We start from the raw sequence: 23825 nt of genomic DNA on the forward strand, positions 1-23825 counted from the left end.
CGTGGCCTCAAATCAAAAATAGTCTAAGCTGTCCCGAAATACCAAATCGGCGTCATAAATATTCACTATCGCTAAACTTCTGTCTTCGGCTCAATGAGCTAGTGCTTGACTATGATAAAAAGATGCAAAAAGCATCCTTTTATCATTCAAATAGCTAACGGTCTTTAAAATAACAACATTCATTAAGCTAATCGAGCTAGCGCTTGGTTCAAGTCGGCGATGATGTCGTCACAATCTTCTAAACCAATAGAGATCCGCAGCAAATTATCACCAATCCCAGCGGCAGCCCTTGCCTCTGGCGTATAAGGTGAATGCGTCATCGATGCAGGATGTTGAATCAGGGATTCAGCATCACCTAGACTCACCGCAATTGAGAACAACTTTAGATATCCGACAAAGGCCATGGCTTCTTCTAAATTTGCCGCCAGTTCAAACGCGATAACACCACCAGCACGTTTCATCTGCTGGCCAATGAATTTATGCCCTTGATGAGATTTAAGCCCGGGGTAATACACACGTGTAATGCTTGGATGTTCCGCCAAAAACTCTGCCACGCGCTGGGCACTATCGCAATGGCGCTGCAAACGCACATCTAAGGTTTTAAGACCGCGTAAGATCAGCCAAGCATCATGTGGCGATATCACAGCGCCAATATCCTTTAAAATTTCATACTTCACTTTATGGAGCTGCTCTTCACTGCCACACACTATCCCCGCAATCACATCACCATGACCATTCAGATATTTAGTCGCACTGTGGATCACCAAATCAATACCAAAATCCAGCGGCCGCTGCAGTAATGGAGTCATAAAGGTATTATCGACAATACTGACCAACTGGTGACGTTTAGCAATAGTCGCAATTGCCGCTAAATCAAACACCTGTAAATGGGGGTTGACTGGGGTTTCACAGAAAATGACCTTAGTATTGGATTGAATCGCCGCTTCTATTTCTGCTTCCGATGAAAAGTCCACTAGGGATACTTCAATACCAAAGCGAGCAAACTGAGTCGTCATTAGCGCATAAGTACAACCGTATACGGCATTCGACGCCACTAAGTGATCGCCCATCTGCAAATTAGCCAGCAATGCGGCGGATACTGCGCCCATACCAGAAGCAGTTGCTGCTGCGGCCTCAGCCCCTTCTAAAATCGCCATTTTACGTTCAAGCTCAGCGGTTGTCGGATTCCCTAAGCGCGTGTAAATATACCCCGGCTCATTACCCGCAAATCGCTCACCACCTTGCTGTGCAGACTCAAACACAAAAGTCGCACTTTGGTAAAGCGGCGTGACTAAGGCACCAAAGGCCTCTCGCTCATGGCCGCCATGAATAACCTGTGTTGCCGCCTTCCACATCTTGCCTGACACATCTTGCATACCTAGCTCCTTGTCATTGGAATTGAGCAGTTCCCGTTCTTGATTGATTGTTGGTGTGGAGCGCTCAATGCCCGCATTATGGATAATCTAATAGATAAGTTAATGAAACATTAGCCCTATCGAATAAGCCCTACCATAACGCGGCCAAGCACTTAAGCCAGTAGCATGGCAAAAATAGCAGCGCTCAAAAGTGTAATTAACTTGTTACATAGCACTTTTACGTCGCACTTAGTCATACTCGGTACCTGCAAAGAAAATCATAAAAAATGCGCCAAGGAACAAGTCCATTAGCGCATCTGCTTTCGGCCATTTCAATCGGTTAATTATTTGATATTAAATAGCATCTACTCTTTAGACTTATCTTTAGCTGGCCGAGAGACTTTGTCATCAACATCGGCGAATTGGCCTTTTAATGCGTCGCGACCTTCTTTGGTAAACAGCTTGCCTGAAAACTGCTTAAGTTCGATCAACAATTCCTGATGCACTTTAGACAATTTAGGCCTTTGATCTTCTCTAAACACAATCGGCCGACACAGCGCCATGGCTTGATATCCAAGACGCGCCGTTAGCATACCGCCGCCTAAACCTTGGGCCAAGCGAGCAGACAATTTACCGGTCATTTCAACCGATAACAGCTGTGTTCCTAAATCGGTAACTAACTCACTGGTACCCGCATAAATAATATTAATGATAATACTGCGGATAAGTTTAATCCGGCTCCAATAACCTAGATCAATGCCATAACAACGGGCCACATCGCGCAGCATACGTTGATTACGCCATAGGATAATCGCCATATCGAGCACAGCTAAAGGGCTGGCCGCCAGTAAAACTGCCGACTCGGCTGCATATCTTCGCACCACTTTCTTTGCCAGTTCATCCCGCTCAGTCAGCACTAAGTCCTCGAATAACAAGACTTTCTCGGCATCATTATGTTCATCTTTTAATGAACGGCGAAGTTGCTGCAAACCTTGGCTGTCTTCATAGTGGCAAACGATATTATCGATAAAGCTGTCTGCTTCACCCATTTGCATGCTCTGCGCTAGCCTTGCACCTGTTTCTTGAGTATCGGCGACCTGTTTGAGTCGCTTGAGCTTACGGTATTCACTGACTGCGCCCGCCAATGCCCACGCACTGACAACCCCAAGCACCACACCATAAAAACTGAACAACCAAGGGCTCTCAAGCCAAGCATCCCTCAGTCCTAATCCTGTTTGAACGACTACAAGCAGCAATAAACTCACAGCAGCTAGACGGGCGAGCCAAGACCAACGGCGTGATTTAACAAGTTGAGGCGATACCGATTTAGCATCAATCATTTTTGGATGGGCAGACAGCGTTTCATCCATCAATTCCTCAATATCGGCAGCCACTTCTTGCACTGGCGTATGGGGATCAAAGGCTTTCGCCCCTTTGAGCTCCTCTTTGCTGGGTTTGAGATCCACGACTTCTGGGTCAAACAGCTGCTGCTTTTTCAGCGGCTTTTGTTTAATGGCCTGTTGTTCAATGGATTGCTCAACTGATTGTTCAGCCGAGCGTTCAAATGAGTTCGCAGAAGAATTAGAAGCCTGCTCATTAGCGTTATCCGATAGCTTTAACGTCATTCCAACTTATCTCCCAGTAAGTACTGCAGCAAATGATCGAGACGAATATGGTCAAAATGCACTTGAGAGGGGTCAACATTGGCATTGCTCGGCGGTGCAAAGCCGACAAAGTTAAACCCTTGGTCACGCCAAAAATGCGCTTCAGGTAAGCGAGTGGGCACTTCGCCAGGAAATAAGGTCAGGGCTTTACCGTTGAGTCCCATCCCCTGCACGACTTCGACCTCACCGTCCTGAGTTGTCACCATGCCATGGCGAGTCGCCTTGATGGCGCTAATCGCCATCGTCTCCACTTTACAACCATCGAAACTGGCAAAATGCTGGCTGTGTTTCAACATATCGGTCAGCAGGGACAAAACATGGCTCTGCTGATCGCGAGTCACATGGTCAACCTTGCTCGCGGCAAACAACAAACGGTCTATGCGGGGTGCAAATAACCGCCGTAAATAACTCGATTGGCCAAACTGAAAGCTTTCCATAATGGCATTGAGCGCCGCGCCCATATCCTCAAATTGCTTTTTACCGCGATTCAACGCACTAAAACAGTCAACGAGTACTAACTGCCGATCAAAACCGGCAAAGTGGTTTTTATAGAAAGGCTTAACCACCTTAGCTACATATTCTTGATAACGTTTTTCAAGTACATGGAATCCACTGTGTTTATCGCTTTGCGAAAGCGCAGCAAACTTTTCATCATTAACCAATAACAGGGGGAAAAAAGCCAATAAGGGAGCCCCCAGCCATTCACCCGGCAATAACATGCGCCCAGGTTGCGCTTGGTAATAACCTTGCACGTGCACTAAATCATTGAGCAATAGCTGATATTGATCGGCAATCTGCTTTAATTGCTGCTCATCGGCGCTGGCGGCTAAATCCAATGATGTCAAAGATTGCTCAAACTCGGCATACAAAGGCGAGCTTTTAAGATTCTCGATGCGAACTTGTTGAGCGCGACACCAGGTTACAAAGTCTTGGCGCAACATAGGTAAATCGAGTAACCATTCGCCAGGATAATCGACTATGTCTAAATACAAGGTGGCGGTATCAGAAAACTTGGCCAGTAAGCCCTTCTTAGGTTGGTATTTAATCGCCAGTCGTAACTCAGAAATAGTACGAGTGGAGGCAGGCCAGGTCGCGGGTTCGGAAGTGAGCGCTAACATGGCGCCTTGATAATCAAAACTAGCGATCTCAAGATCCGGCTGCATGGCACGCTTAACACCGAGCAAACGCTGATCGCGGCTCACCTGCCACAGTGGCAAAGCGCTGTTGTTGCGGGCGTGGGGTAAGGTTGAGACAGGTCCAGAATTGAGTAACTGATTGACTAACCCCGTAATAAACGCTGTTTTTCCTGCACCAGAAAGCCCAGTCACGGCCAAACGTAAATGCCGGTCCGCGGTGCGATGTAACAGGGATTGGCCCTTTTGGGTTAATTTATGGAGCGAGGCATCAAGCATTCCCATAGAGACTTCCCTTATGTCGAATGATGTTAACTTATGTCAAGTGATGTTGACTATACACTGGAATGGAGCAGAGATTAAGCAACAAGGGCGGACATGGCCGCCCTTTAGAAGGGTTACAAACTATTGATTTGTCTTTTTAAATCAAAGTTGTCAGAGGTGACATGGCGTTCTAAATTTTGTAGCCTAACTTCTAGACTTCGAAATTGACGACTCACGTCGCTTAGCGCTTGCTTTGCGGGTTCTCCCGACTGCCACGGCTTCTTCTTCACCTCGATATCGTCTCTATCGTAATGCTTTTGCGGCTTGATGTCTAAAATCACCCACAAAGCGACATAGATGATAAATACCACACCTGAGCCGCCGAGTAAGAAGATAGACACAGTCAGCACTCGCACTAACCAAGTTTCAATCGCAAAGTACTCGGCAATCCCTGCACATACACCCGCTATTTTGCCTGACTGGGGAATGCGGTACAAAGTACGGCCATTAGATCCTCTCATGTTTCCCCCTCCATTCGGGCGATTCTGTATCCAGAATGGCCTCTAAGGTCTCGATACGCGCCGCCATTTTATCGGCCTTGGATATCAAATCATTGAGTTGTGAAAACTCTTCCTCAGTGAGTCCCTGGCTCACTTGTCGCTTACTGCGATAATGAAGAACTAACCATATTGGCGCGACTATCACCATGAAAATAATAATCGGCGCCATTAGCACGTCCATATCCATAACTCACCTCTGAATTGTTATTCTTTTGACTTAGTTGGCGCTTTACCTTTTACCTTGGCTTTGAGCGCTGCCAGTTCTGCATTCACAGAATCTTCCGCTTCTAGCGCCGCAAACTCATCGGCTAAGGTCTTCTTGCTGCCAAGATCGTAAGATTCAACTTGGGCTTCTAAGCCTTCGACACGGCGCTCATATTGCTCAAACTTAAGCATAGCGTTGTCGATCTTGCTTGAATCTAGCTGCTTTTTCACTTCTAAGCGTGATGACGCTGTTTGAGTGCGCAAAATAATGGTCTTTTGACGCGCTTTTGCATCGAGCAGCTTTTCTTGCAACATGCCCACTTCATCTTTCAAGCGTGCGATATGTTCATCGATGACGGCTAACTCTTGATTCAGCGTATCGGCTAAACCGGTCGCTTTTTGTTTTTCAACTAAAGCGGCTTTCGCTAAGTCTTCACGGTCTTTCGACAGTGCCAGTTCAGCCTTATCTTGCCAATCTTGCACTTGCTCTAACACGCGGTTGATACGACGTTGCAGCTCTTTCTTTTCAGCTAACACTTTAGCTGAGGTAGAACGCACTTCAACGAGTGTGTCTTCCATTTCTTGGATAATCAGTCGAACCATTTTTTCTGGGTCTTCTGCTTTATCCAGCAATGCGCTGATATTAGAGTTAATGATATCGGCGAAACGAGAGAAAATTCCCATAATCCTATCCTCAAATTGATGTTGGTCTCGCATAAGGTAATACACTAATCGTGCCAACTTTAACTTCTTATTTAAATACAGCAAGTTAAACAAAATATTAACTTTTACTTCCTTTTACGCTTCAAGCCACTTATTATCATTTTCACCAAATTTTAGCGCGAAAGACTAAAAAATATCGTGGATAATAAATTTCAGCAAGACAACCTTATCGGTCAATCCAACGCCCTACTCGAAGTGTTAGAACATGTGTCGCAAATAGCGCCTCTGTCTAAACCCGTACTGATTATTGGTGAACGTGGTACAGGTAAAGAGCTTATTGCCGAACGCTTACATTATCTGTCTAAGCGCTGGGATCAAAGTTTTATTAAGCTAAACTGTTCATCTTTGAGTGAAAATTTACTCGAGAGTGAATTATTTGGCCATGAGTCAGGAGCCTTTACTGGCGCCAAAGGCAAACACGAAGGCCGCTTTGAGCGCGCCGACGGTGGCACCTTATTTCTTGACGAATTAGCCAACACCTCAGGACTTATCCAAGAAAAGCTTCTGCGTGTCATTGAATATGGCGAATTTGAGCGGGTCGGCGGTAGCAAAACCGTGCAGGCTGATGTTCGTTTAATCTGCGCCGCCAACGAAGATTTACCATCACTTGCTGACGCAGGCGAATTTCGTGCCGATTTGCTCGATAGACTCGCCTTCGATGTAATTACTCTGCCACCGCTGCGTTGCCGCCCAGAAGACATCATGACGCTGGCGGAGTATTTCGCCGTTGGCATGGCACGCCAATTAAAGCTGCAGCTGTTCAGCGGTTTCAGCGCCCATGCGGTCGAGCAATTAATGACCCACGACTGGCCGGGTAATATCCGTGAACTTAAAAACGTGGTCGAGCGCAGCGTTTACCGTAATGGTGGTGAAAATAGGCCCATCGATCATATTACCCTCGATCCCTTTGCTTCACCGTATCGGCCCCAAACGCGGATCAAGACCCGCGAGCGTCAAATCACCTCAGTTGCGCCAACAACTGTTGCCAGTACGCCACAATCTGCGCCGATATTTGAGGCTGAAGTACAAGTCAATACTGAGTTTTCAACAAATTGCTTTAATTTTCCGTTAGATTTTAAAGAGCAAACGGAGCAGTACGAAATGGATCTGATCCAGCAGGCACTTTCAAACAGCCAATATAACCAAAAGAAAACCGCCGACATGCTCGGATTAAGCTACCACCAACTGCGTGGCATCCTTAAAAAGTACAATTTACTTGATAAAGCATAAGCAGATTGCCCACGGGGGAGATGCACTGCTAAAATAGCCGTTCATAGTCGATAAAATAATGATTTATAAATGAGTGTGCTAATTAGACGCCTGTGCCTAACAACTGCAGTTTCTTGCATGAGTTGGTTGTTGGTCGCGTGTGGCCCCCAACGACTCCCTTCTGGTTTGGTGTATTGCTCCGAAGGGAACCCTGAGTCTTTTAATCCACAATTGGTGACATCTGGCACGACAATCGATGCCACCTCGCATCAAATTTATAGCCGCCTAGTGGATTATGACACCCAGTCAGGCAAGCTTGTCCCTGCCTTGGCGACGAGTTGGGCCATGTCTGATGATGGCTTAAGCTATCGTTTCACTCTCAGGGAAAACGTGCAGTTCCAGCATTCAAAGCGTTTTTACCCAACTCGCCCCTTTAATGCCGACGATGTGTTGTTCTCCTTTAATCGTATTATCGATACCCAGCATCCTTATCATTTTGTCTCCCGCACGGGTTATCCCTTCTTCCAAAGTATTGGCTTTTCTCAGCAAGTTAAAGGGATAGAGAAGATAAACGATCATGAAGTGGTCTTTTACTTAACCCGCAAAGACGCTTCTTTTCTGTCGAATTTAGCCACCGACTTTGCGGTGATCTTATCAAACGAATACGCGCAGCAGCAGTTAGCTTTAGGTCATCCTGAAAACGTCGACCACTTTGCCATTGGTACAGGACCGTTCACCTTAGTGCAATACGCTAAAAACGAATATATCCGCTATCGCCGTCATCCCGATTTTTGGGGAGAGCCAGCAAAAATCGATATGCTGGTATTTGATATCACGCCCAAAAGTACAGTTAGGCTCGCTAAGCTTATCGCGGGGGATTGCAGCGTTTCTGCGCTGCCCAAAGCAGGTGAACTGCCTGTTATCAAACAGCATCAAGAATTAAACATCGAATCACAACCAGGTCTTAACGTAGCATTTTGGGCCTTTAATACACAAAAGCCACCACTAGATGATGTTCGCGTACGCCGCGCCCTCGCCTATGCGGTCGATAAACAAAATATCCTGCGAGCGGTTTATCAAAATACTGCCATTGAGGCTACAGGGGTGCTGCCCCCCGCCTCTTGGGCCTACGACAACAATAAAGGTCTGAACGATTACAACCCACAAAAAGCACGGGACTTACTCAAAACCGTGGGAATAAAAAATCTCAGTATCGATATTTGGGCCATGCCAGTAGCCCGAGCTTATAATCCTAATACATTGAAAACTGCAGAATTAATTCAATCTGATTTAGCGAATATCGGCGTTAAGGTCAATATTATTAGTTATGACTGGAGTGTATTTAGTCAAAGACTCAGCCGCGATGAATATGACTCAGTGCTTATTGGCTGGAATGCCGATAATAGCGATCCTGACAATTTCTTCACTCCGTTACTCAGTTGCTCGGCAATGCAGTCGAACAACAACCGCTCTCGCTGGTGTAATCGCCAATTTGATGCCATTTTAGATAGAGCCCGAGAGATGTCGTCCCTGGCAGAACGTAAAGCCATTTACCACGAAGCCGAGGCCTTTCTAGCCGACCAAGTTCCAATGGTGAATTTAGCTCACGCCAAACGTGTTGCATTAACTCGTAGTAATGTCCAAAACATGCAACTCACACCCTTTGGAGGCATTTCCTTTGCCCATACAAGCCAAACTCCGCAGGAGGCTCGCTGATGTTCAGATACCTTTTGCGACGCCTTTATCTCTTTCTTGCGACATCCTTGGTGATGATTGGGGTGCTGTTTTACAGCACGGGATTATTTCCCGTTGAACGTAGCTTTGCACTGACGGGCATTCATGCCCCTACGGCAAGCCAATTGGTGCAAATAGAGCAAGACTACAGATTAAATGATAATCAAGCTTTGCAATTTTTTGCGTATTTGCAACAGAGATTAAGCGGGAATTTAGGGGTATCGGTCACCTCTCACCAAAGTGTTGCCGAAGAATTACGCGCCGTGCTTCCTGCCTCGTTTGAATTAGCGATTATGGCGGCAATCATTGCCATTGGCTTAGGGGTACCGCTCGGGGTTTTAGCCTCTCAAAGCCAGCATAAACTCACCCAGAATACCATTATGGCCATTACCCTTACGGGCTATTCAGTGCCCGTTTTTTGGTTGGGGCTTTATCTGTCACTCTGGTTTGGGGTCGACCTGGGCTGGTTACCTATATCTGGACAACTAAATTTGTTGTATGAGATTAAGCCGATCACCGGCTTTATGTTAGTTGATATCTTACTTTCTGAGTCACAATACAGCATGTCAGCCTTTAAAGATGCGCTGTTACATATTGTCTTACCCGCAACAACCTTAGCCGTTTTACCTTTTACCGTGGTCGTCCGCAGCACCCGTTCAGCCATGATGAATGTGATGAATCAAACCTTTATTCGCGCCGCCGAAGCCCGGGGAATGCACACTGGCACTATCATTCTGCGCCATGCCCTACCCAATGCCTTAATCCCTGTGCTCAAGCACCTAGGGTTAATGCTTGGTTCCTTTGCCAGCTATGCCATTGTGGTCGAAATGATTTTCTCTTGGCCGGGGGTCGGCTCATGGTTGGTATCGGGAATTTATCAGCGGGATTATACTGTTATCCAAGGGGGTATTCTGGCTGTTGCCTTGCTGATCATCTTCCTAAGTATCTTGATTGAAGTATTGCATACTGTCTTCAATCCACTGAGCAGAAAAGACCTTTATGCCGCCAGTTAAAATCTATAAAGAAGATCAAATCGCCTCCCCTATGATGCGGGTATGGCAAAATTTTTCGGCCAACCCTTTTGCCTTGGCGGGGCTGTGGACGATTGCATTCCTGCTTTTGCTAACGCTGTTTGGCCCTATGATTGCGCCCTTTCCGCCAGAAGCACAAGATCCAAGAGCCTTGCTATTGCCACCCTCTTGGGACCCTTCAGGGACAGTGGCGCACTTTTTAGGGACTGACGATCTCGGCCGCGATATTTTCAGCCGATTATTACACGGCGCGCACTTGACCTTTGGCATGGCGCTGCTGATCGTAGTTACTGCATTATTCACAGGCTTTATCATAGGGTCGTTGTCGGGCATGATGCGGGGCTTAAAATCCAGTATTCTTGGTCATTTGCTCGATGCGCTGTTATCAATTCCTTCATTATTAATGGCCATTTTAGTAGTTGCTGTAATGGGACCAGGGCTTGAAAATGTGTTCTGGGCCGTCGGGATAGCCTTAACCCCACAATTTGTGCGCTCCATACACCAGTCAGTGCATGAAGAATTACAAAAAGAATATGTCACAGCCGCGCGTTTAGACGGCGCTAACTCGATGCAAATTTTTTGGTATGTCATTATGCCAAACGTGTGGGAAGTGGTGATTATTCAAACCACACTTGCCATTTCAGCTGCTATTTTAGATATCGCTGCCCTGGGTTTTTTAAGCTTGGGCGCACAGGCGCCGAGTCCAGAATGGGGCGCTATGGTCGCCCAAGGAATGGATAATTTACTAACAGCGCCTTGGGCCGTAACTATCCCAGGCTTAGCGATTCTTTTCAGTGTGCTTTCCATTAACTTGGTTGGCGATGGCCTACGGTCGGCGCTTGCGCCCATCAGAAACTAACTTATGCCCTTACTCGACGTACGAAATCTAACGATTGAACTCGATACGCCCCACGGTAGAGTGCGGGCGCTAGAAAAAGTCAGCTTAACGCTCAATGCGGGCGAAATTCATGGGCTAGTGGGTGAATCTGGCTCAGGACGAAGTTTGTTAGCCAGAGCAATTTTAGGCATCCCCGGCCCTAACTGGACTATCACAGCAGACCGCATGATGTGGGATGGCAATAACTTGATGGCCATGAGCTCAAAAGAGCGCCGTAATCTGATGGGTTCAGACATGGCGATGATCTTCCAAGATCCGTCTGGCAGCTTAGATCCAGCACAAACCGTCGGCAGTCAGTTAATGCAAGCTATGCCTAAAAATCCTAGCGCCTATTTTTGGCAACGGCGCAGGCATGCAAGACTTACAGCACAGAAATGGCTGCATAAAGTCGGGATCAAGAATCCGCGGCAAGTGATGTCTAGCTACGCATGGGAATTATCCGAAGGCGAATGCCAAAAGGTGATGATTGCGATGGCGGTTGCTAATCAGCCTCGCCTATTGATTGCAGACGAACCCACAAGCTCGATGGAGCTCAGCACTCAGGCGCAAATTTTCAGATTATTATCCCAATTAAATCAATTACAAAACGTATCGATTCTATTGATCAGCCACGAGCTGGAAACCTTAGCCCAATGGTGTGATCACTTATCCGTGCTCTATTGCGGTCAAGTCATGGAATCTGGGCCAACGGACGAAGTGATTAAGCAGCCTTATCATCCTTACACTAAGGCGTTACTCGAAAATATGCCCGACTATTCAGGCTCAGGTGGTCACAAGGCGATTATGCCTACCCTACCGGGTTCTGCGCCCGCCTTACAGCATTTGCCTATTGGTTGCCGTTTAGGGCCACGCTGCCCTGAAGCACAAAAAAAATGCGTTAATCAGCCAAATTTGAGTCATATCAAAGACCGCTATTTTGCCTGTCATTTCCCTTATCACGGCGAAACCCATAATGACGACCCCACTGCTTAAAGTTAATGACCTTTATAAAAGATATGATACTGGTTATAAGGGCTTTTCCCGCCAATATAACGATGCATTAGCGCCCGTATCCTTTGAACTCGAACGCGGTGAAACCTTAGCGATAGTGGGTGAGGCGGGTTCAGGTAAGAGTACCCTCGCCCGCATTTTAGTCGGTGCAGAGCCCCGCAGCGGTGGTGAGATATTTTTCGAAGGTGAAGCCTTAGACAGCCGCAATGTGAAGCAAAGATGCCGCTTAATTCGGATGATTTTCCAAGATCCGAATACTTCACTGAACCCGCGCCTAACGATTGGTCAATTACTCGATGAGCCGCTACGTTTCAACACCCAAATGTCAGCGCAATCGCGGCACACCCAAGTGGTCGATACCTTACGAAAAGTAGGTTTATTACCTGAGCATGCGGAGTTTTATCCGCACATGATTTCCGAAGGGCAAAAACAACGAGTCGCAGTAGCACGAGCCTTAATGCTCAATCCTAAAATTATCATTGCCGATGAAGCCTTAACCGCTCTGGACCTTTCGGTGCGTTCGCAAATTCTTAATTTGCTGTTAAAACTGCAAAAAGATCTCGGCTTGTCTTATATCTTCGTGTCCCATAATCTCAATATTATTCGCCATGTCAGCGATAAAATTATGGTACTGCACAAAGGTGTAATGGTTGAAAAAGCTGATACAGAACAAATATTTAATTCACCAAAACATGAATACACCCAGAGGTTGGTCCAAGAGCAGAGTCTGTTTGTTCACAAACGCTAAACTGCTCCAACCACTTAAATAATCAGGTGAATTGGCTAAAAATAGGTGCCATTTACCCGCCGAAATATTTATCCTATTGGTCATTTTGATAGAAGAAGCTTAAATATGATTATCAAACCAAAAATTCGTGGATTCATTTGTACCACTACACACCCTGTCGGTTGTGAAGTAAACGTTCAAGAACAAATCACCTTAACTAAAGCAAAAGGCAAGATCGCTAACGGCCCGAAAAAGGTATTAGTAGTCGGTTCATCAAGTGGCTATGGTCTGTCTTCACGTATCGCAGCCGCTTTTGGTAGCGATGCCGCAACGATTGGCGTGTTCTTCGAAAAGCCAGGTACTGAAGCGAAACCAGGTACTGCAGGTTGGTACAACTCTGCCGCTTTCGACAAATTTGCTAAAGCGGAAGGTTTATATTCTAAAAGCATTAACGGCGATGCCTTTAGCCATGAAGCTAAACAAAAAGTCATCGAGCTTATCAAGCAAGATCTTGGTGAAATTGACATGGTTGTTTACTCACTGGCATCACCAGTGCGCAAACTCCCTGATTCAGGTGAGCTTATCCGATCAGCTTTAAAACCCATTGGCGAAACTTACACAGCGACTGCCGTTGATACCAATAAAGACTGCATCATTGAAGCCACCGTTGAGCCAGCAACTGAGCAAGAAATTGCTGATACTGTCACCGTTATGGGCGGCGAAGATTGGGAACTGTGGATTAAAGCCTTATCTGAAGCCGGTGTATTAGCGGATAACTGCAAAACCGTAGCCTATAGCTATATCGGTACTGAACTGACGTGGCCAATTTACTGGCACGGCGCCCTTGGCAAGGCCAAGATGGATCTGGACCGCGCAGCAAAAGCGTTAAATGAACAACTGTCAGCCACTGGCGGCAGCGCAAATGTTGCAGTGCTAAAGAGCGTTGTGACTCAAGCGAGTTCGGCCATTCCTGTCATGCCTTTATATATCGCTATGGTATTCAAGAAAATGCGTCAGGAAGGTCTCCATGAAGGTTGTATGGAGCAAATCTATCGCTTATTCAGTGAGCGTCTATTCCGTGCCGATGGTGCAAAACCTGAGACCGACAGTGATAATCGCTTACGTTTAGATGACTGGGAACTGCGTGAAGATATTCAGCAACACTGCCGTAATTTGTGGCCACAAGTGACCACAGAAAACTTATCAGAATTGACTGATTACCGTGAATACAAAGCTGAATTTATTAAGTTATTTGGTTTTGGTATCGAAGGTATTGATTACGATGCCGACGTTAACCCATACGTTGAGTTTGACGTTATCGAACTCTAATCGACTCTAATCGACTCGATAGCGAATCACTGCTTATCACAAACGTTAAACGCCACTTTTTAGTGGCGTTTTTATTTATAACTCCCAGATTAAGATGCGCTACACTAGCTGCAGTTGACCCCTAATAATCCCTCAATAAGGAAAATCAATGAAAATTAGCGCAAGAAACACCCTCAGCGGTACAATCAAATCCATAGAAATGGGCGCTGTAAACAATGAAGTGACAATAGAACTTGCACCCGGTGTCGTACTGACCTCTGTGGTGACTAAAGCTTCCTGTGAGCGCCTAGGGCTCAAAGTGGGTGATTCGGCTTATGCCCTCATCAAAGCCAGCAGCGTAATGATTGGCGTTGATGATTAACCATTCAACTCAGTAACGTGGCGATTGAAGTTATGGAATATGGAGTCTGACAGTGTTGCTATAGCGGATATCCTTCGAACTTCATTGGTAAACTTTATCGAATTAAAAAAACAAAAAGGCCAAGTGAACTCACTTGGCCTTTTCTATTTAATCAGTCGGATAGTAAATTTAATAACTCACTATCCTCACTGAAATTATTCTTCTACAGGATAAAGCACCTTGGCATTGGCTTTAAGCGAATCGATCAAACCACGGTAGTCTGCTTCACTGTATTGTGCGTTCAGACGTTGTTTAAGTGCATTAACTAGCTCATCACTCACACCTTCTGCTGCGTTGACTTTATCCAGTGCAACCACAGCATAACCGTTTGCTAAACCAACGGTATCAACAACAGGAGTTGTACTTGGTGTTGGCATTTGGAACGCTTTGCCTACAATCGCAGCATCAACGTCTTGCGCACCACGGCCTAGTTTCGCTTTAGACACTAAACCAAGATCAGTTGCACCCGCTTTAACTTGTGCCATCAGTTCCTGTGCTTTTGCACGGGCGGCTTCGTTTGCTTGATCTTGCTTCAAGCGCTCAGTGATGTTGGCTTTCACTTCAGCTAAGGCCAAAGTACCCGCATCGTGATGTTCTTTCGCTCGGATAACAACCACATGGTTAGGTTCAAGCTCAATCACTTCACTGTTTAAACCTTTCAGCATCACAGTTTCAGAGAAGGCTGCTTTAACTAAGTCAGGCTTGTTTAGCTCAGCAGGTGCATTATCGCGAGAAAACAGTGCTGTAGTCTTAACATCAACGCCAACAGCTTTTGCGGTTTCAGATAGTGTATCTGGCACTTCATAGCTGGTATCCGCTAATTTACTTTGTAAGCTATAGAACTGGTCAACCGCTTTCTTATCTTGCAATTGAGCCACTATCTTAGCTTTCACATCAGCAAAAGGTACAGTCGCGCCAGATTGCACATCTAATAGCTTGATAATGTGGAAACCAAAGTCTGTTTTAACCACCGCAGAATGTTGGCCTTTATTTAATGCAAATAAAGCGGCATCAAATGCGGGGTCCATAACACCAGGTTCAAACCAATCCAGTTTACCGCCCTGCTCTGCACTCAAAGTATCATCAGAGTTAGCTTTAGCCAGATCAGCAAAATCGGCACCGCTATCTAATTGCTTAGCGAGATCTTCAGCCTTTGCTTTTGCTGCAGCTTCATCATTACCTGGCATAACCAAAATATGCGCGGCAAGACGCTTCTCGTTAGAAACATATTGTGCTTTATGTTCTTCGTAATACGTTTGTGCTTCTTCATCAGAAACTGGATTATTTTTAGCAAAATCAGCAGCATTCAGTTCAACATATTCTAAGCTCACCATCTCAGGACTCATAAACTGCCCTTGGTTTGCGTCGTAATAGTTTTTCACTTGCTCGTCAGTCACAACCGCTGTCGCTAAGAATGGTGCAGAATCGACAATAACATAGCGCACATCACGGGTTTGGCCTTGTAACTCAGCCAATTGCTTAGCTTCGCCAGGTAACACGAATTCAGTACCCACAAGGGCCGCAGTTAACTGACGACGGGTCATATCGACACGCATCATGTCTCTGAAAGTCTGTGGCTGATAACCTAACTGACGCAGAATCGCCTGATAACGATCGTTATCAAATTTACCATCAGTTTGAAATGCCGGTTCAGCTCTCATTGCAGCAACAATTTGCTCGTCAGATACACGTAGACCCATAGCCTTAGCAGCTTGATCTATCAACTTGTCAGCCACTAAGCGTTCTAATACGCTCTGCTTAATGCTTTGTAAGTATTTTTCGTCAGCAGATAACGCAGCAAACATTTCACCTAGCTGTTGCTCCATGCGAGAGCGCTCGCTCTGGTACGCCTGCTCTAGCTCGGCTTTAGTGATCTTGTCACCGTTCACTTCTGCCGCAGGCACATCAGTTGTTGAACCTAAGTAACTACTGACTCCTGCAAATGCAAAAGATAAAATCACAAGTACGAGAATGCCTTTAGCAATCACGCCTTGCGAACCATCGCGGATCTTTTCTAACATCAGATTTCTCGCTTGTTGCGATTAACAAAATAAAAAGGCGCATCAGGTTGAGATGCGCCTTTCTGTAATTTATGGGGAATATTCAGACGCTACCACTGGTAAATTCTAAAACCCCGAGTAATGGTAGAAATTAAGCTTCATATTCCATTACTTTCAATTCGTAAAAAGCACTGATAAACAGTGCTTGTCATTACGAACGCCTTACAAAGGCTACGATATTAATTATTAATTAACAGCGTCTTTCAGTGCTTTACCAGCTTTGAATGCAGGAATTTTAGCTGCTGCGATTTTGATTTCTTCACCCGTTTGTGGGTTGCGACCAGTACGCTCAGCGCGTTCACGCACTTCAAAAGTACCAAAACCAACAAGAGAAATTTTATCACCTTCTTTCAGACCTTCGGTCACAGCAGCGATAAAAGAATCCAGTGCTCGGCCAGCAGCGGCTTTAGAAATGTCAGCACCAGATGCGATTTTCTCGATTAGTTCAGATTTGTTCATGTCATCCCCTTGAATGTAATTTTTTTGCGCCGCAACCAAATCCGTCTCTAGAGCGGTCTGCGGAGGCTTTTATAACAAGCTTGAATTCAAAGTTCAAGCTGAGTTCGAAAACCAAAGAATTAAAACTGGATACAGCTCAAAGCCAGTTGCGCCAAGGGCTTGGAGCAGCTGGCTCTCCACAGACCTAGGCTACCACAGGTCTGCGCTTTGTTAAGCCCCTTTTTTCATTTTTTTTAACGTGATAGCGCAATTTCTTGCGTTATGCCAAGTTTTTAACCACTTCGAAGCCTTCCACCGGCCTTTCTAGTGCCAGTTTTAACACTTCATCGACCCAACGCACGGGACGAATTTCTAAATCGGCAATTACATTGGCAGGAATTTCTTCCAAATCGCGCTCATTTTCTTTTGGAATAAGCACCAATTTTATGCCGCCGCGGTGAGCTGCTAGCAGTTTTTCTTTCAAACCACCGATAGGTAACACTTCACCACGTAAGGTTATTTCACCTGTCATGGCCACATCAGCACGCACGGGGTTACCCGTTAAGCTTGATACTAACGCGGTACACATTGCCGCACCTGCAGATGGACCATCTTTGGGTGTCGCACCTTCTGGCACATGCACGTGGATATCACGCTTCTCGTAGAAATCAGCATTGATACCTAATTGTTCCGCACGGGCGCGAACAACTGTCATCGCTGCTTGAATCGACTCTTGCATCACGTCGCCAAGGGAACCGGTATAGGTTAACTTCCCTTTACCTGGCACTGAGGTTGCTTCAATCGTCAGTAAGTCACCGCCCACTTGAGTCCACGCTAAGCCAGTCACTTGACCGATTTGGTTCTTAGACTCGGCTTTGCCGTAATCAAAGCGCTGCACACCAAGGAAAGACTTAAGATTCTCTTGGTTGACAGTCACAGACTTGACAGACTTATCGAGCAAAATCATTTTCACGACTTTACGGCAAATCTTAGACAATTCACGCTCGAGTGAACGCACACCCGCTTCACGGGTGTAATAACGGATAATGCCAACGATAGCACTATCATCTACTTTAATTTCAGTGGCTTTTAAACCATTGCGCTCAATTTGCTTATTCAGCAAATGTTGCTTAGCAATATTCAGCTTCTCGTCTTCGGTGTAACCCGACAAACGAATGACTTCCATACGGTCAAGAAGTGGCCCAGGAATATCCATAGAGTTTGACGTTGCAACAAACATCACATCGGATAGGTCGTAATCGACTTCGAGGTAATGATCGTTAAAGGTCGCATTTTGCTCAGGATCTAACACTTCTAATAAAGCAGAAGCCGGATCGCCGCGCATATCAGAACTCATCTTGTCGATTTCATCGAGCAAGAATAACGGGTTTTTCACGCCGACTTTAGCCATCTTTTGAATGACTTTACCCGGCATAGACCCAATGTAAGTACGGCGATGACCACGGATTTCCGCTTCATCACGCACGCCACCGAGGGCAACACGCACATACTTACGACCGGTCGCCTTAGCGATCGATTGACCTAGCGAGGTTTTACCCACACCTGGTGGCCCCACTAAACACAGGATTGGCCCTTTAAGCTGACGCACTCGGCTTTGGACTGCCAAATATTCCAAGATACGTTCTTTGACTTTTTCAAGACCAAAATGATCGGTGTCGAGTACTTCTTGGGCTTTGGCTAAATCACGTTTGATTTTAGAGCGCTGGCTCCAAGGCACCGCTGTCATCCAATCGACATAACTGCGAACAACCGTCGCTTCAGCCGACATTGGTGACATCATGCGTAACTTGTTAAGCTCGGCGAGGGCTTTCTCTTTCGCCTCAGCGGGCATGTTAGCCTCTTCAATCTTACGATTTAAGGCTTCAAATTCGTCATGGCCTTCATCTAGGTCACCCAGTTCTTTCTGGATGGCTTTCATCTGTTCGTTCAGATAGTACTCACGCTGACTCTTTTCCATCTGTTTTTTAACGCGAGTCCGGATACGTTTCTCAACCTGTAATAGGTCAATCTCCGATTCCATCATCGCCATTAGATATTCCAGACGTTCGCCGACGTTGACCATCTCAAGCACAGATTGCTTATCTTCAAGCTTAAGTGGCATGTGTGCGGCCATAGTATCGGCCAGACGCGCCGCTTCATCGATACCCGATAAAGAGGTCAAGACTTCTGGCGGGATCTTTTTGTTCAACTTGATATAACCTTCAAACTGACCAATAGCACTGCGCACTAACACTTCTTCTTCTTTGTCTTCCAGCGGCTCTGATTCCAGATACTCTGCCTTAGCCACAAAAAATTCTGTTTCTTGGGTATAACGGGTAATACGGGCGCGACGACCGCCTTCAACCAGCACTTTGACTGTACCGTCTGGCAGCTTAAGTAACTGTAAAATAGAGGCAACCGTACCCACTTCGAAGATGTCATCTTTTGATGGTTCATCGAGCTCGGCATCACGCTGCGCCACTAAAATAATTTGCTTATCCTGCGCCATTGCCGTTTCGAGACATCGAATAGATTTTTCTCGTCCGACAAATAACGGAATTACCATATGGGGATAGACCACCACATCTCGCAGTGGCAGCACGGGGAGTTCGATATGCGCTTCACGCTCTTGGGTCATAGCTCGATTCCGTTTTGGTGAAATGGATTAATACTGGAGTATATTGGGACGCTTTATGGAGTTTCAATGGCTAATACGAAAAAAGGAGTCCATTGGACTCCTTGTTTTTCAGTTTATTAGCGATCAGTACAATTATTGTTCGCCTGATGCCACTTGGGCCTCATTGTGCTCGTAAATCAAGATTGGGGCAGATTCCCCTTTCACGACTGATTCATCCACAACGGCCTTCACCACACCGTCAACGGATGGGATATCGTACATAGTATCCAGCAGAATACTTTCAACGATGGAGCGTAGGCCACGGGCACCAGTCTTGCGAGACATGGCTTTGTGAGCAATCGCTTTAAGCGCATCTTCGCGGAACTCAAGCTCAACCCCTTCCATCTCAAATAACGCACTGTATTGCTTAGTTAGGGCATTTTTAGGTTGAGATAGAATTTGTACTAAAGCTTCTTCATCCAGCTCAGTCAGAGTCGCAACCACTGGCAGACGACCAATAAACTCAGGGATTAAACCGTATTTGACTAAATCGCCAGGTTCTACTTGTGATAACGTTTCAGAGATCGTCGCTTTCTCTTTCTCGCCTTTCACCTGTGCACCAAAACCAATACCCGAGCCAACGTGCGCACGTTGCTCAATCACTTTCTCAAGCCCTGCAAACGCACCACCACAGATAAACAGGATCTTAGAAGTATCGACTTGTAAGAATTCTTGCTGTGGATGCTTACGGCCACCTTGTGGTGGAACCGCGGCAACAGTACCTTCAATCAGCTTAAGCAGTGCTTGCTGTACACCCTCACCCGATACGTCACGGGTGATTGATGGATTGTCTGACTTACGGCTAATTTTATCGATTTCATCGATATAAACGATACCACGCTGCGCCTTCTCAACATCGTAGTCGCACTTTTGCAGCAACTTTTGAATGATGTTTTCAACGTCTTCACCCACATAACCCGCTTCAGTCAGCGTAGTAGCATCTGCCATAGTGAAAGGCACATTGAGTGAGCGCGCAAGGGTTTCAGCCAGTAGGGTTTTACCGCTACCCGTTGGACCGATAAGCAAAATATTACTCTTGCCCAGCTCGATACCATCTTTAGGCGATGCATTTTTTAAACGCTTATAGTGGTTATACACTGCCACAGAAAGCACTTTTTTCGCTCTGTCTTGGCCAATAACATAATCGTCTAAATGTGCACGCAACTCATGTGGTGTCGGTAATTTATCGCTATCACGCTTTGGAGAGATTTCTTTAATCTCTTCACGAATGATGTCGTTACATAACTCAACACATTCGTCGCATACATACACTGATGGGCCAGCAATGAGTTTTCTGACTTCATGCTGGCTCTTTCCGCAAAAAGAGCAGTACAGCAATTTACCACTGTCACCATTATTTTTGTTGTCGCCCATTAATTACCTCATTTGCAATCTGCTCTACTGCCTGTCTTAAATTTGCTTAACTTTTACAAAGCATAGCTCAGTCAAAAGCAAAAATCAGCCGCGTTTCGTCATCACAGAGTCAACTAAGCCATATTCGACGGCTTGAGTTGCACTCATGAAGTTGTCACGATCGGTATCGCGTTCAATCACTTCGAGCGGTTGACCTGTGTGTTCAGCGAGCATTAGGTTAAGCTTATTTTTAATGCCTAAGATTTCTTTGGCATGAATAGCAATATCTGATGCTTGACCTTGGAAACCACCCAGCGGTTGATGGATCATCACGCGAGAGTTTGGTAAACAGTGACGCTTACCCTTCTCACCACCGGCTAACAAGAAAGCGCCCATACTGGCGGCTTGGCCGATACAGACAGTGCTAACATTCGGTTTGATAAACTGCATGGTATCATAAATCGCCATGCCTGCGGTGACAGAGCCACCTGGGGAGTTAATGTATAAAAAGATATCTTTATCTGGGCTTTCTGATTCTAAGAATAATAATTGCGCCACGATAAGGTTCGCCATGTGTTCTTCAACTTGGCCTACCAAAAAGATAATCCGCTCTTTCAACAAACGAGAATAAATATCGTATGAGCGTTCACCCTTAGCAGTCTGTTCGATCACCATAGGCACTAAAGCACTTTGTATGTCTGACGCATTATGCATTATTCACTTCCCTAAATAAAAATGGCTCGCATGAGGAGCCTCATACGAGCCATTATAAATGGCGAACAGCTAATCAAGTCAAGCTTAGCTTATGCGCGACCGGTAGCCTTGTTCATAAATTCTTCAAAAGCGACTTGTTTTTCGGTCACTTTGGCAGATTTCAACAGTGCTTCAACCGCTTGCTCTTCTAAAGCAACGTTGCGCATGTTTTGCATCAGCTCTTTGTTGCTGTTGTAATAAGCAACTACTTCACTTGGATCTTCGTAGGCTGAAGCCATAGAAGCGATCAAGCCTTGTACGCGTTCATCTTCCGCTTTCAGTTCGTTCGTCTTGATGACTTCGCCTAATAGCAGACCGATTTTAACACGACGTGCAGCTTGTTCAGTGAACAATTCAGCTGGCAGTTCTGGCATGTTAGCCGATTGGCCGCCAAAACGTTGCATGGCTTGTTGACGCAGAACGTTAACTTCGCCATCGATCAATGCTTTTGGCAAAGTGATATCGTTGTTAGCTAACAGACCATTGATCACTTGCTCTTTTACGTTAGCTTTTAACGCTTGCTCAAGTTCACGGTTCATGTTTTTACGGATTTCAGTTTTAAGGGCTTCTAAGCCACCTTCACTGATACCGAACAAAGCAGCAAACTCATCGTTTACTTCTGGCAGGTTAGCCGCTTGCACTTCAGTCAGCGTAATCGCAAACTTAGCCGCTTTACCTTTCAGGTTTTCAGCGTGATATTCTTCAGGGAAGTTCACGTCGATAATAAATTCTTCGCCCGCTTTGTGACCTAAGATACCTGCTTCAAAACCAGGGATCATACGACCGCTACCTAATTGCAGTTCGAAATCATCAGCTTTGCCGCCTTCAAATTCTTCACCGTCAACTGAGCCAACAAAGTTCATTTTCACTTTGTCGCCATCAGCAGCTTCACGCTCAACAGCAGCGAAAGTCGCGTGTTGTTTACGTAAGGTTTCAATCATAGTGTCAACGTCAGCGTCAGTCACTTCAGCTTTTGGCTGTTCTACTTCGATTGCATCTAAGCCTTTCAGCTCAACTTCTGGATAGATTTCAAAGGTAGCGATAAATTCGAATTTTTCGCCATCAGTAGAACCAGGAACAAAAGTCGGTGCACCCGCTGGGTTTAACTTCTCAGCAATAATTGCTTCGATGAAGTTACGTTGCATCACTTCACCCATGATGTCTTGACGAATCGCTGCGCCGTAACGTTTGTTTATAACAGTAACAGGCACTTTACCAGGACGGAAACCTGGGATACGAGCACGCTTAGCTTCACGTTGTAAACTGTCTTTAACCAGCTTTTCAATTTGTTCAGCAGGAACAGAAATGGTCAGGCGACGCTCTAGGCCTTGGGTTGCTTCAACAGAAACTTGCATTGTTTTACCTCGAAATTTGTCTAACGTCCTTTGTAATAGCCGATTCATCAACTATTCAGGTATTCGTTTCTTGATCATTAAATTTGACTACAATGCCCACCACAACTGGCTTTAGGCACAGGTCGCTCATAGTTGATATCTATCAAGACGCGACATTATAGCCACCGTTTTCTGCAGAGTCGAGCCTCAACAGCCGAATCTGGGGTATAAAAAAAGCGACACAAGGTCGCTTTTTTTAATTTGTACTCAAAGTACTAAAAATGGGGTGACTGATGGGGCTCGAACCCACGACAACCGGAATCACAATCCGGGACTCTACCAACTGAGCTACAATCACCACTGAAACTGGTACGCCCGGCAGGATTCGAACCTGCGACCACCCGCTTAGAAGGCGGGTGCTCTATCCAACTGAGCTACGGGCGCATGGTTTACAGAATTTTCTGTATCCTAACCGATTTGGAAAGCATTTATGCTAACCCTATCATTCGCCTATTTGAGTTCAAATTATTTTTGAATTCATTGAAGCAAACGACAATAAAGTGGTCGGTGATAGAGGATTCGAACCTCTGACCCTCTGGTCCCAAACCAGATGCGCTACCGGACTGCGCTAATCACCGAAGGTCTTACATTTTACTTGGTATCAACTCAGAGGGTTCCCTCTGGTCCGCTCTCATCCAAAATCTGGATGCACTATCGGACTGCGCTAATCACCGAAGGTCTTACATTATTTGGCACTAACTCAGAGGGTTTCCTCTGGTCCGTTCTCATCCAAAATCTGGATGCACTATCGGACTACGCTAATCACCGAAGGTCTTACATGACAGTTTCAGCGCAAGATGAACACATCTGCCTGAGAACGGAGCGCATCTTATCCCCTCACTTTACACCCGTCAACGATTTTTTTATCGTTCGACTCTAGGTGCTGAATTATCAGGCTAATCTGGTTTTTTTATCCACTTGGCAACGGC

General features: G+C 45.8%; 20 protein-coding genes and 3 tRNA genes. 8 read left to right on the forward strand and 15 right to left on the reverse strand.

From position 1 onward, the window contains the following. Positions 1-182: 182 nt before the first annotated feature. The 6 genes from megL to pspA form a co-directional block, all read right to left on the reverse strand. A complete protein-coding gene (gene megL, locus L5L77_RS20000; RefSeq protein ID WP_263163245.1) occupies positions 183-1376 on the reverse strand; it encodes a methionine gamma-lyase in 1194 nt (397 codons plus the stop codon). A gap of 344 nt (positions 1377-1720) precedes the next feature. After that, a complete protein-coding gene (locus L5L77_RS20005) occupies positions 1721-2980 on the reverse strand; it encodes a YcjF family protein (protein ID WP_263166006.1) in 1260 nt (419 codons plus the stop codon). Further along, positions 2977-4437 carry a YcjX family protein gene (locus L5L77_RS20010; RefSeq protein WP_263223365.1) on the reverse strand — a complete coding sequence of 487 codons (1461 nt, stop codon included), beginning with the start codon at positions 4435-4437 and terminating at the stop codon, positions 2977-2979. The genes L5L77_RS20005 and L5L77_RS20010 overlap by 4 nt, the downstream gene beginning before the upstream one ends. 113 nt (positions 4438-4550) lie before the next feature. After that, positions 4551-4937 (reverse strand): envelope stress response membrane protein PspC, encoded by a 387-nt coding sequence (gene pspC, locus L5L77_RS20015; protein WP_028760457.1) that lies wholly within the window; start codon positions 4935-4937, stop codon positions 4551-4553. Continuing rightward, positions 4924-5163, reverse strand: coding sequence for an envelope stress response membrane protein PspB (gene pspB, locus L5L77_RS20020; protein WP_006081138.1), 240 nt, complete (start codon positions 5161-5163; stop codon positions 4924-4926). The genes pspC and pspB overlap by 14 nt, the downstream gene beginning before the upstream one ends. Positions 5164-5180: 17 nt before the next feature. Beyond that, positions 5181-5864, reverse strand: a complete 684-nt coding sequence (gene pspA / locus L5L77_RS20025; protein ID WP_006081137.1) for a phage shock protein PspA — start codon at positions 5862-5864, stop codon at positions 5181-5183. 177 nt (positions 5865-6041) lie between these two features. Between pspA and pspF the strand changes: the two genes are divergently transcribed. The 8 genes from pspF to L5L77_RS20065 all read left to right on the forward strand — a co-directional run bounded on the left by pspF (position 6042) and on the right by L5L77_RS20065 (position 14182). Next, positions 6042-7133, forward strand: coding sequence for a phage shock protein operon transcriptional activator (pspF, locus tag L5L77_RS20030; RefSeq protein ID WP_263223366.1), 1092 nt, complete (start codon positions 6042-6044; stop codon positions 7131-7133). A 69-nt stretch (positions 7134-7202) separates the two neighbouring features. Continuing rightward, complete coding sequence (locus L5L77_RS20035; RefSeq protein ID WP_263223367.1) at positions 7203-8828, forward strand: ABC transporter substrate-binding protein; 1626 nt, start codon at positions 7203-7205, stop codon at positions 8826-8828. Next, positions 8828-9859 carry an ABC transporter permease subunit gene (locus tag L5L77_RS20040; RefSeq protein ID WP_263223368.1) on the forward strand — a complete coding sequence of 344 codons (1032 nt, stop codon included), beginning with the start codon at positions 8828-8830 and terminating at the stop codon, positions 9857-9859. Before L5L77_RS20035 ends, L5L77_RS20040 begins: the two co-directional genes overlap by 1 nt. Then, positions 9846-10736 (forward strand): ABC transporter permease subunit, encoded by an 891-nt coding sequence (locus L5L77_RS20045; protein ID WP_263223369.1) that lies wholly within the window; start codon positions 9846-9848, stop codon positions 10734-10736. The genes L5L77_RS20040 and L5L77_RS20045 overlap by 14 nt, the downstream gene beginning before the upstream one ends. Positions 10737-10739: 3 nt before the next feature. Continuing rightward, on the forward strand, positions 10740-11747 hold the full coding sequence (locus tag L5L77_RS20050; RefSeq protein WP_028760462.1) for an oligopeptide/dipeptide ABC transporter ATP-binding protein: 1008 nt from the start codon (positions 10740-10742) through the stop codon (positions 11745-11747). Further along, on the forward strand, positions 11728-12513 hold the full coding sequence (locus L5L77_RS20055; protein ID WP_105252932.1) for an ATP-binding cassette domain-containing protein: 786 nt from the start codon (positions 11728-11730) through the stop codon (positions 12511-12513). The genes L5L77_RS20050 and L5L77_RS20055 overlap by 20 nt, the downstream gene beginning before the upstream one ends. 105 nt (positions 12514-12618) lie before the next feature. Then, positions 12619-13821 (forward strand): enoyl-ACP reductase FabV, encoded by a 1203-nt coding sequence (gene fabV / locus L5L77_RS20060; RefSeq protein ID WP_105252933.1) that lies wholly within the window; start codon positions 12619-12621, stop codon positions 13819-13821. A gap of 148 nt (positions 13822-13969) precedes the next feature. Further along, positions 13970-14182, forward strand: a complete 213-nt coding sequence (locus tag L5L77_RS20065; RefSeq protein WP_006085368.1) for a molybdopterin-binding protein — start codon at positions 13970-13972, stop codon at positions 14180-14182. 194 nt (positions 14183-14376) lie between these two features. Here the strand turns inward: L5L77_RS20065 and L5L77_RS20070 are convergent, their stop codons facing one another. From L5L77_RS20070 to L5L77_RS20110, 9 genes are all read right to left on the reverse strand, one after another. Further along, on the reverse strand, positions 14377-16242 hold the full coding sequence (locus L5L77_RS20070; RefSeq protein ID WP_263175959.1) for a SurA N-terminal domain-containing protein: 1866 nt from the start codon (positions 16240-16242) through the stop codon (positions 14377-14379). 225 nt (positions 16243-16467) lie between these two features. Then, on the reverse strand, positions 16468-16740 hold the full coding sequence (gene hupB, locus L5L77_RS20075) for a nucleoid-associated protein HU-beta (protein ID WP_006081127.1): 273 nt from the start codon (positions 16738-16740) through the stop codon (positions 16468-16470). Between the two features lie 259 nt (positions 16741-16999). After that, entirely contained in the window at positions 17000-19357 is a 2358-nt protein-coding gene (lon, locus tag L5L77_RS20080) for an endopeptidase La (protein ID WP_105252934.1), read from the reverse strand. 132 nt (positions 19358-19489) lie between these two features. Further along, positions 19490-20770, reverse strand: coding sequence for an ATP-dependent protease ATP-binding subunit ClpX (gene clpX / locus L5L77_RS20085; protein ID WP_028760467.1), 1281 nt, complete (start codon positions 20768-20770; stop codon positions 19490-19492). 84 nt (positions 20771-20854) lie between these two features. Then, entirely contained in the window at positions 20855-21463 is a 609-nt protein-coding gene (gene clpP, locus L5L77_RS20090) for an ATP-dependent Clp endopeptidase proteolytic subunit ClpP (RefSeq protein ID WP_063883148.1), read from the reverse strand. A gap of 89 nt (positions 21464-21552) precedes the next feature. Beyond that, positions 21553-22857 (reverse strand): trigger factor, encoded by a 1305-nt coding sequence (gene tig, locus L5L77_RS20095; RefSeq protein ID WP_263223370.1) that lies wholly within the window; start codon positions 22855-22857, stop codon positions 21553-21555. Between the two features lie 261 nt (positions 22858-23118). After that, positions 23119-23194: transfer RNA gene (locus L5L77_RS20100), tRNA-His, on the reverse strand. 9 nt (positions 23195-23203) lie between these two features. Then, positions 23204-23280: transfer RNA gene (locus L5L77_RS20105), tRNA-Arg, on the reverse strand. A 117-nt stretch (positions 23281-23397) separates the two neighbouring features. Beyond that, a tRNA-Pro gene (locus L5L77_RS20110) sits at positions 23398-23474 on the reverse strand. Positions 23475-23825 lie beyond the last annotated feature (351 nt).

It is taken from the genome of Shewanella sp. SM29, assembly GCF_025654245.1.
Taxonomy (GTDB): domain Bacteria; phylum Pseudomonadota; class Gammaproteobacteria; order Enterobacterales; family Shewanellaceae; genus Shewanella; species Shewanella oncorhynchi.

Excerpts from the sequence above, each read along its gene's own strand:
- L5L77_RS20035 (WP_263223367.1), top strand. The coding sequence starts at position 7,203 with ATGAGTGTGCTAATTAGACGCCTGTGCCTAACAACTGCAGTTTCTTGC.
- L5L77_RS20070 (WP_263175959.1), bottom strand. The coding sequence starts at position 16,242 with ATGTTAGAAAAGATCCGCGATGGTTCGCAAGGCGTGATTGCTAAAGGC.
- clpP (WP_063883148.1), bottom strand. The coding sequence starts at position 21,463 with ATGCATAATGCGTCAGACATACAAAGTGCTTTAGTGCCTATGGTGATC.
- L5L77_RS20010 (WP_263223365.1), bottom strand. The coding sequence starts at position 4,437 with ATGGGAATGCTTGATGCCTCGCTCCATAAATTAACCCAAAAGGGCCAA.
- pspC (WP_028760457.1), bottom strand. The coding sequence starts at position 4,937 with ATGAGAGGATCTAATGGCCGTACTTTGTACCGCATTCCCCAGTCAGGC.
- fabV (WP_105252933.1), top strand. The coding sequence starts at position 12,619 with ATGATTATCAAACCAAAAATTCGTGGATTCATTTGTACCACTACACAC.
- megL (WP_263163245.1), bottom strand. The coding sequence starts at position 1,376 with ATGCAAGATGTGTCAGGCAAGATGTGGAAGGCGGCAACACAGGTTATT.
- clpX (WP_028760467.1), bottom strand. The coding sequence starts at position 20,770 with ATGGGCGACAACAAAAATAATGGTGACAGTGGTAAATTGCTGTACTGC.
- L5L77_RS20065 (WP_006085368.1), top strand. The coding sequence starts at position 13,970 with ATGAAAATTAGCGCAAGAAACACCCTCAGCGGTACAATCAAATCCATA.
- hupB (WP_006081127.1), bottom strand. The coding sequence starts at position 16,740 with ATGAACAAATCTGAACTAATCGAGAAAATCGCATCTGGTGCTGACATT.
- L5L77_RS20040 (WP_263223368.1), top strand. The coding sequence starts at position 8,828 with ATGTTCAGATACCTTTTGCGACGCCTTTATCTCTTTCTTGCGACATCC.
- L5L77_RS20055 (WP_105252932.1), top strand. The coding sequence starts at position 11,728 with ATGACGACCCCACTGCTTAAAGTTAATGACCTTTATAAAAGATATGAT.
- L5L77_RS20005 (WP_263166006.1), bottom strand. The coding sequence starts at position 2,980 with ATGACGTTAAAGCTATCGGATAACGCTAATGAGCAGGCTTCTAATTCT.
- L5L77_RS20045 (WP_263223369.1), top strand. The coding sequence starts at position 9,846 with ATGCCGCCAGTTAAAATCTATAAAGAAGATCAAATCGCCTCCCCTATG.
- pspB (WP_006081138.1), bottom strand. The coding sequence starts at position 5,163 with ATGGATATGGACGTGCTAATGGCGCCGATTATTATTTTCATGGTGATA.
- tig (WP_263223370.1), bottom strand. The coding sequence starts at position 22,857 with ATGCAAGTTTCTGTTGAAGCAACCCAAGGCCTAGAGCGTCGCCTGACC.
- lon (WP_105252934.1), bottom strand. The coding sequence starts at position 19,357 with ATGACCCAAGAGCGTGAAGCGCATATCGAACTCCCCGTGCTGCCACTG.
- pspA (WP_006081137.1), bottom strand. The coding sequence starts at position 5,864 with ATGGGAATTTTCTCTCGTTTCGCCGATATCATTAACTCTAATATCAGC.
- L5L77_RS20050 (WP_028760462.1), top strand. The coding sequence starts at position 10,740 with ATGCCCTTACTCGACGTACGAAATCTAACGATTGAACTCGATACGCCC.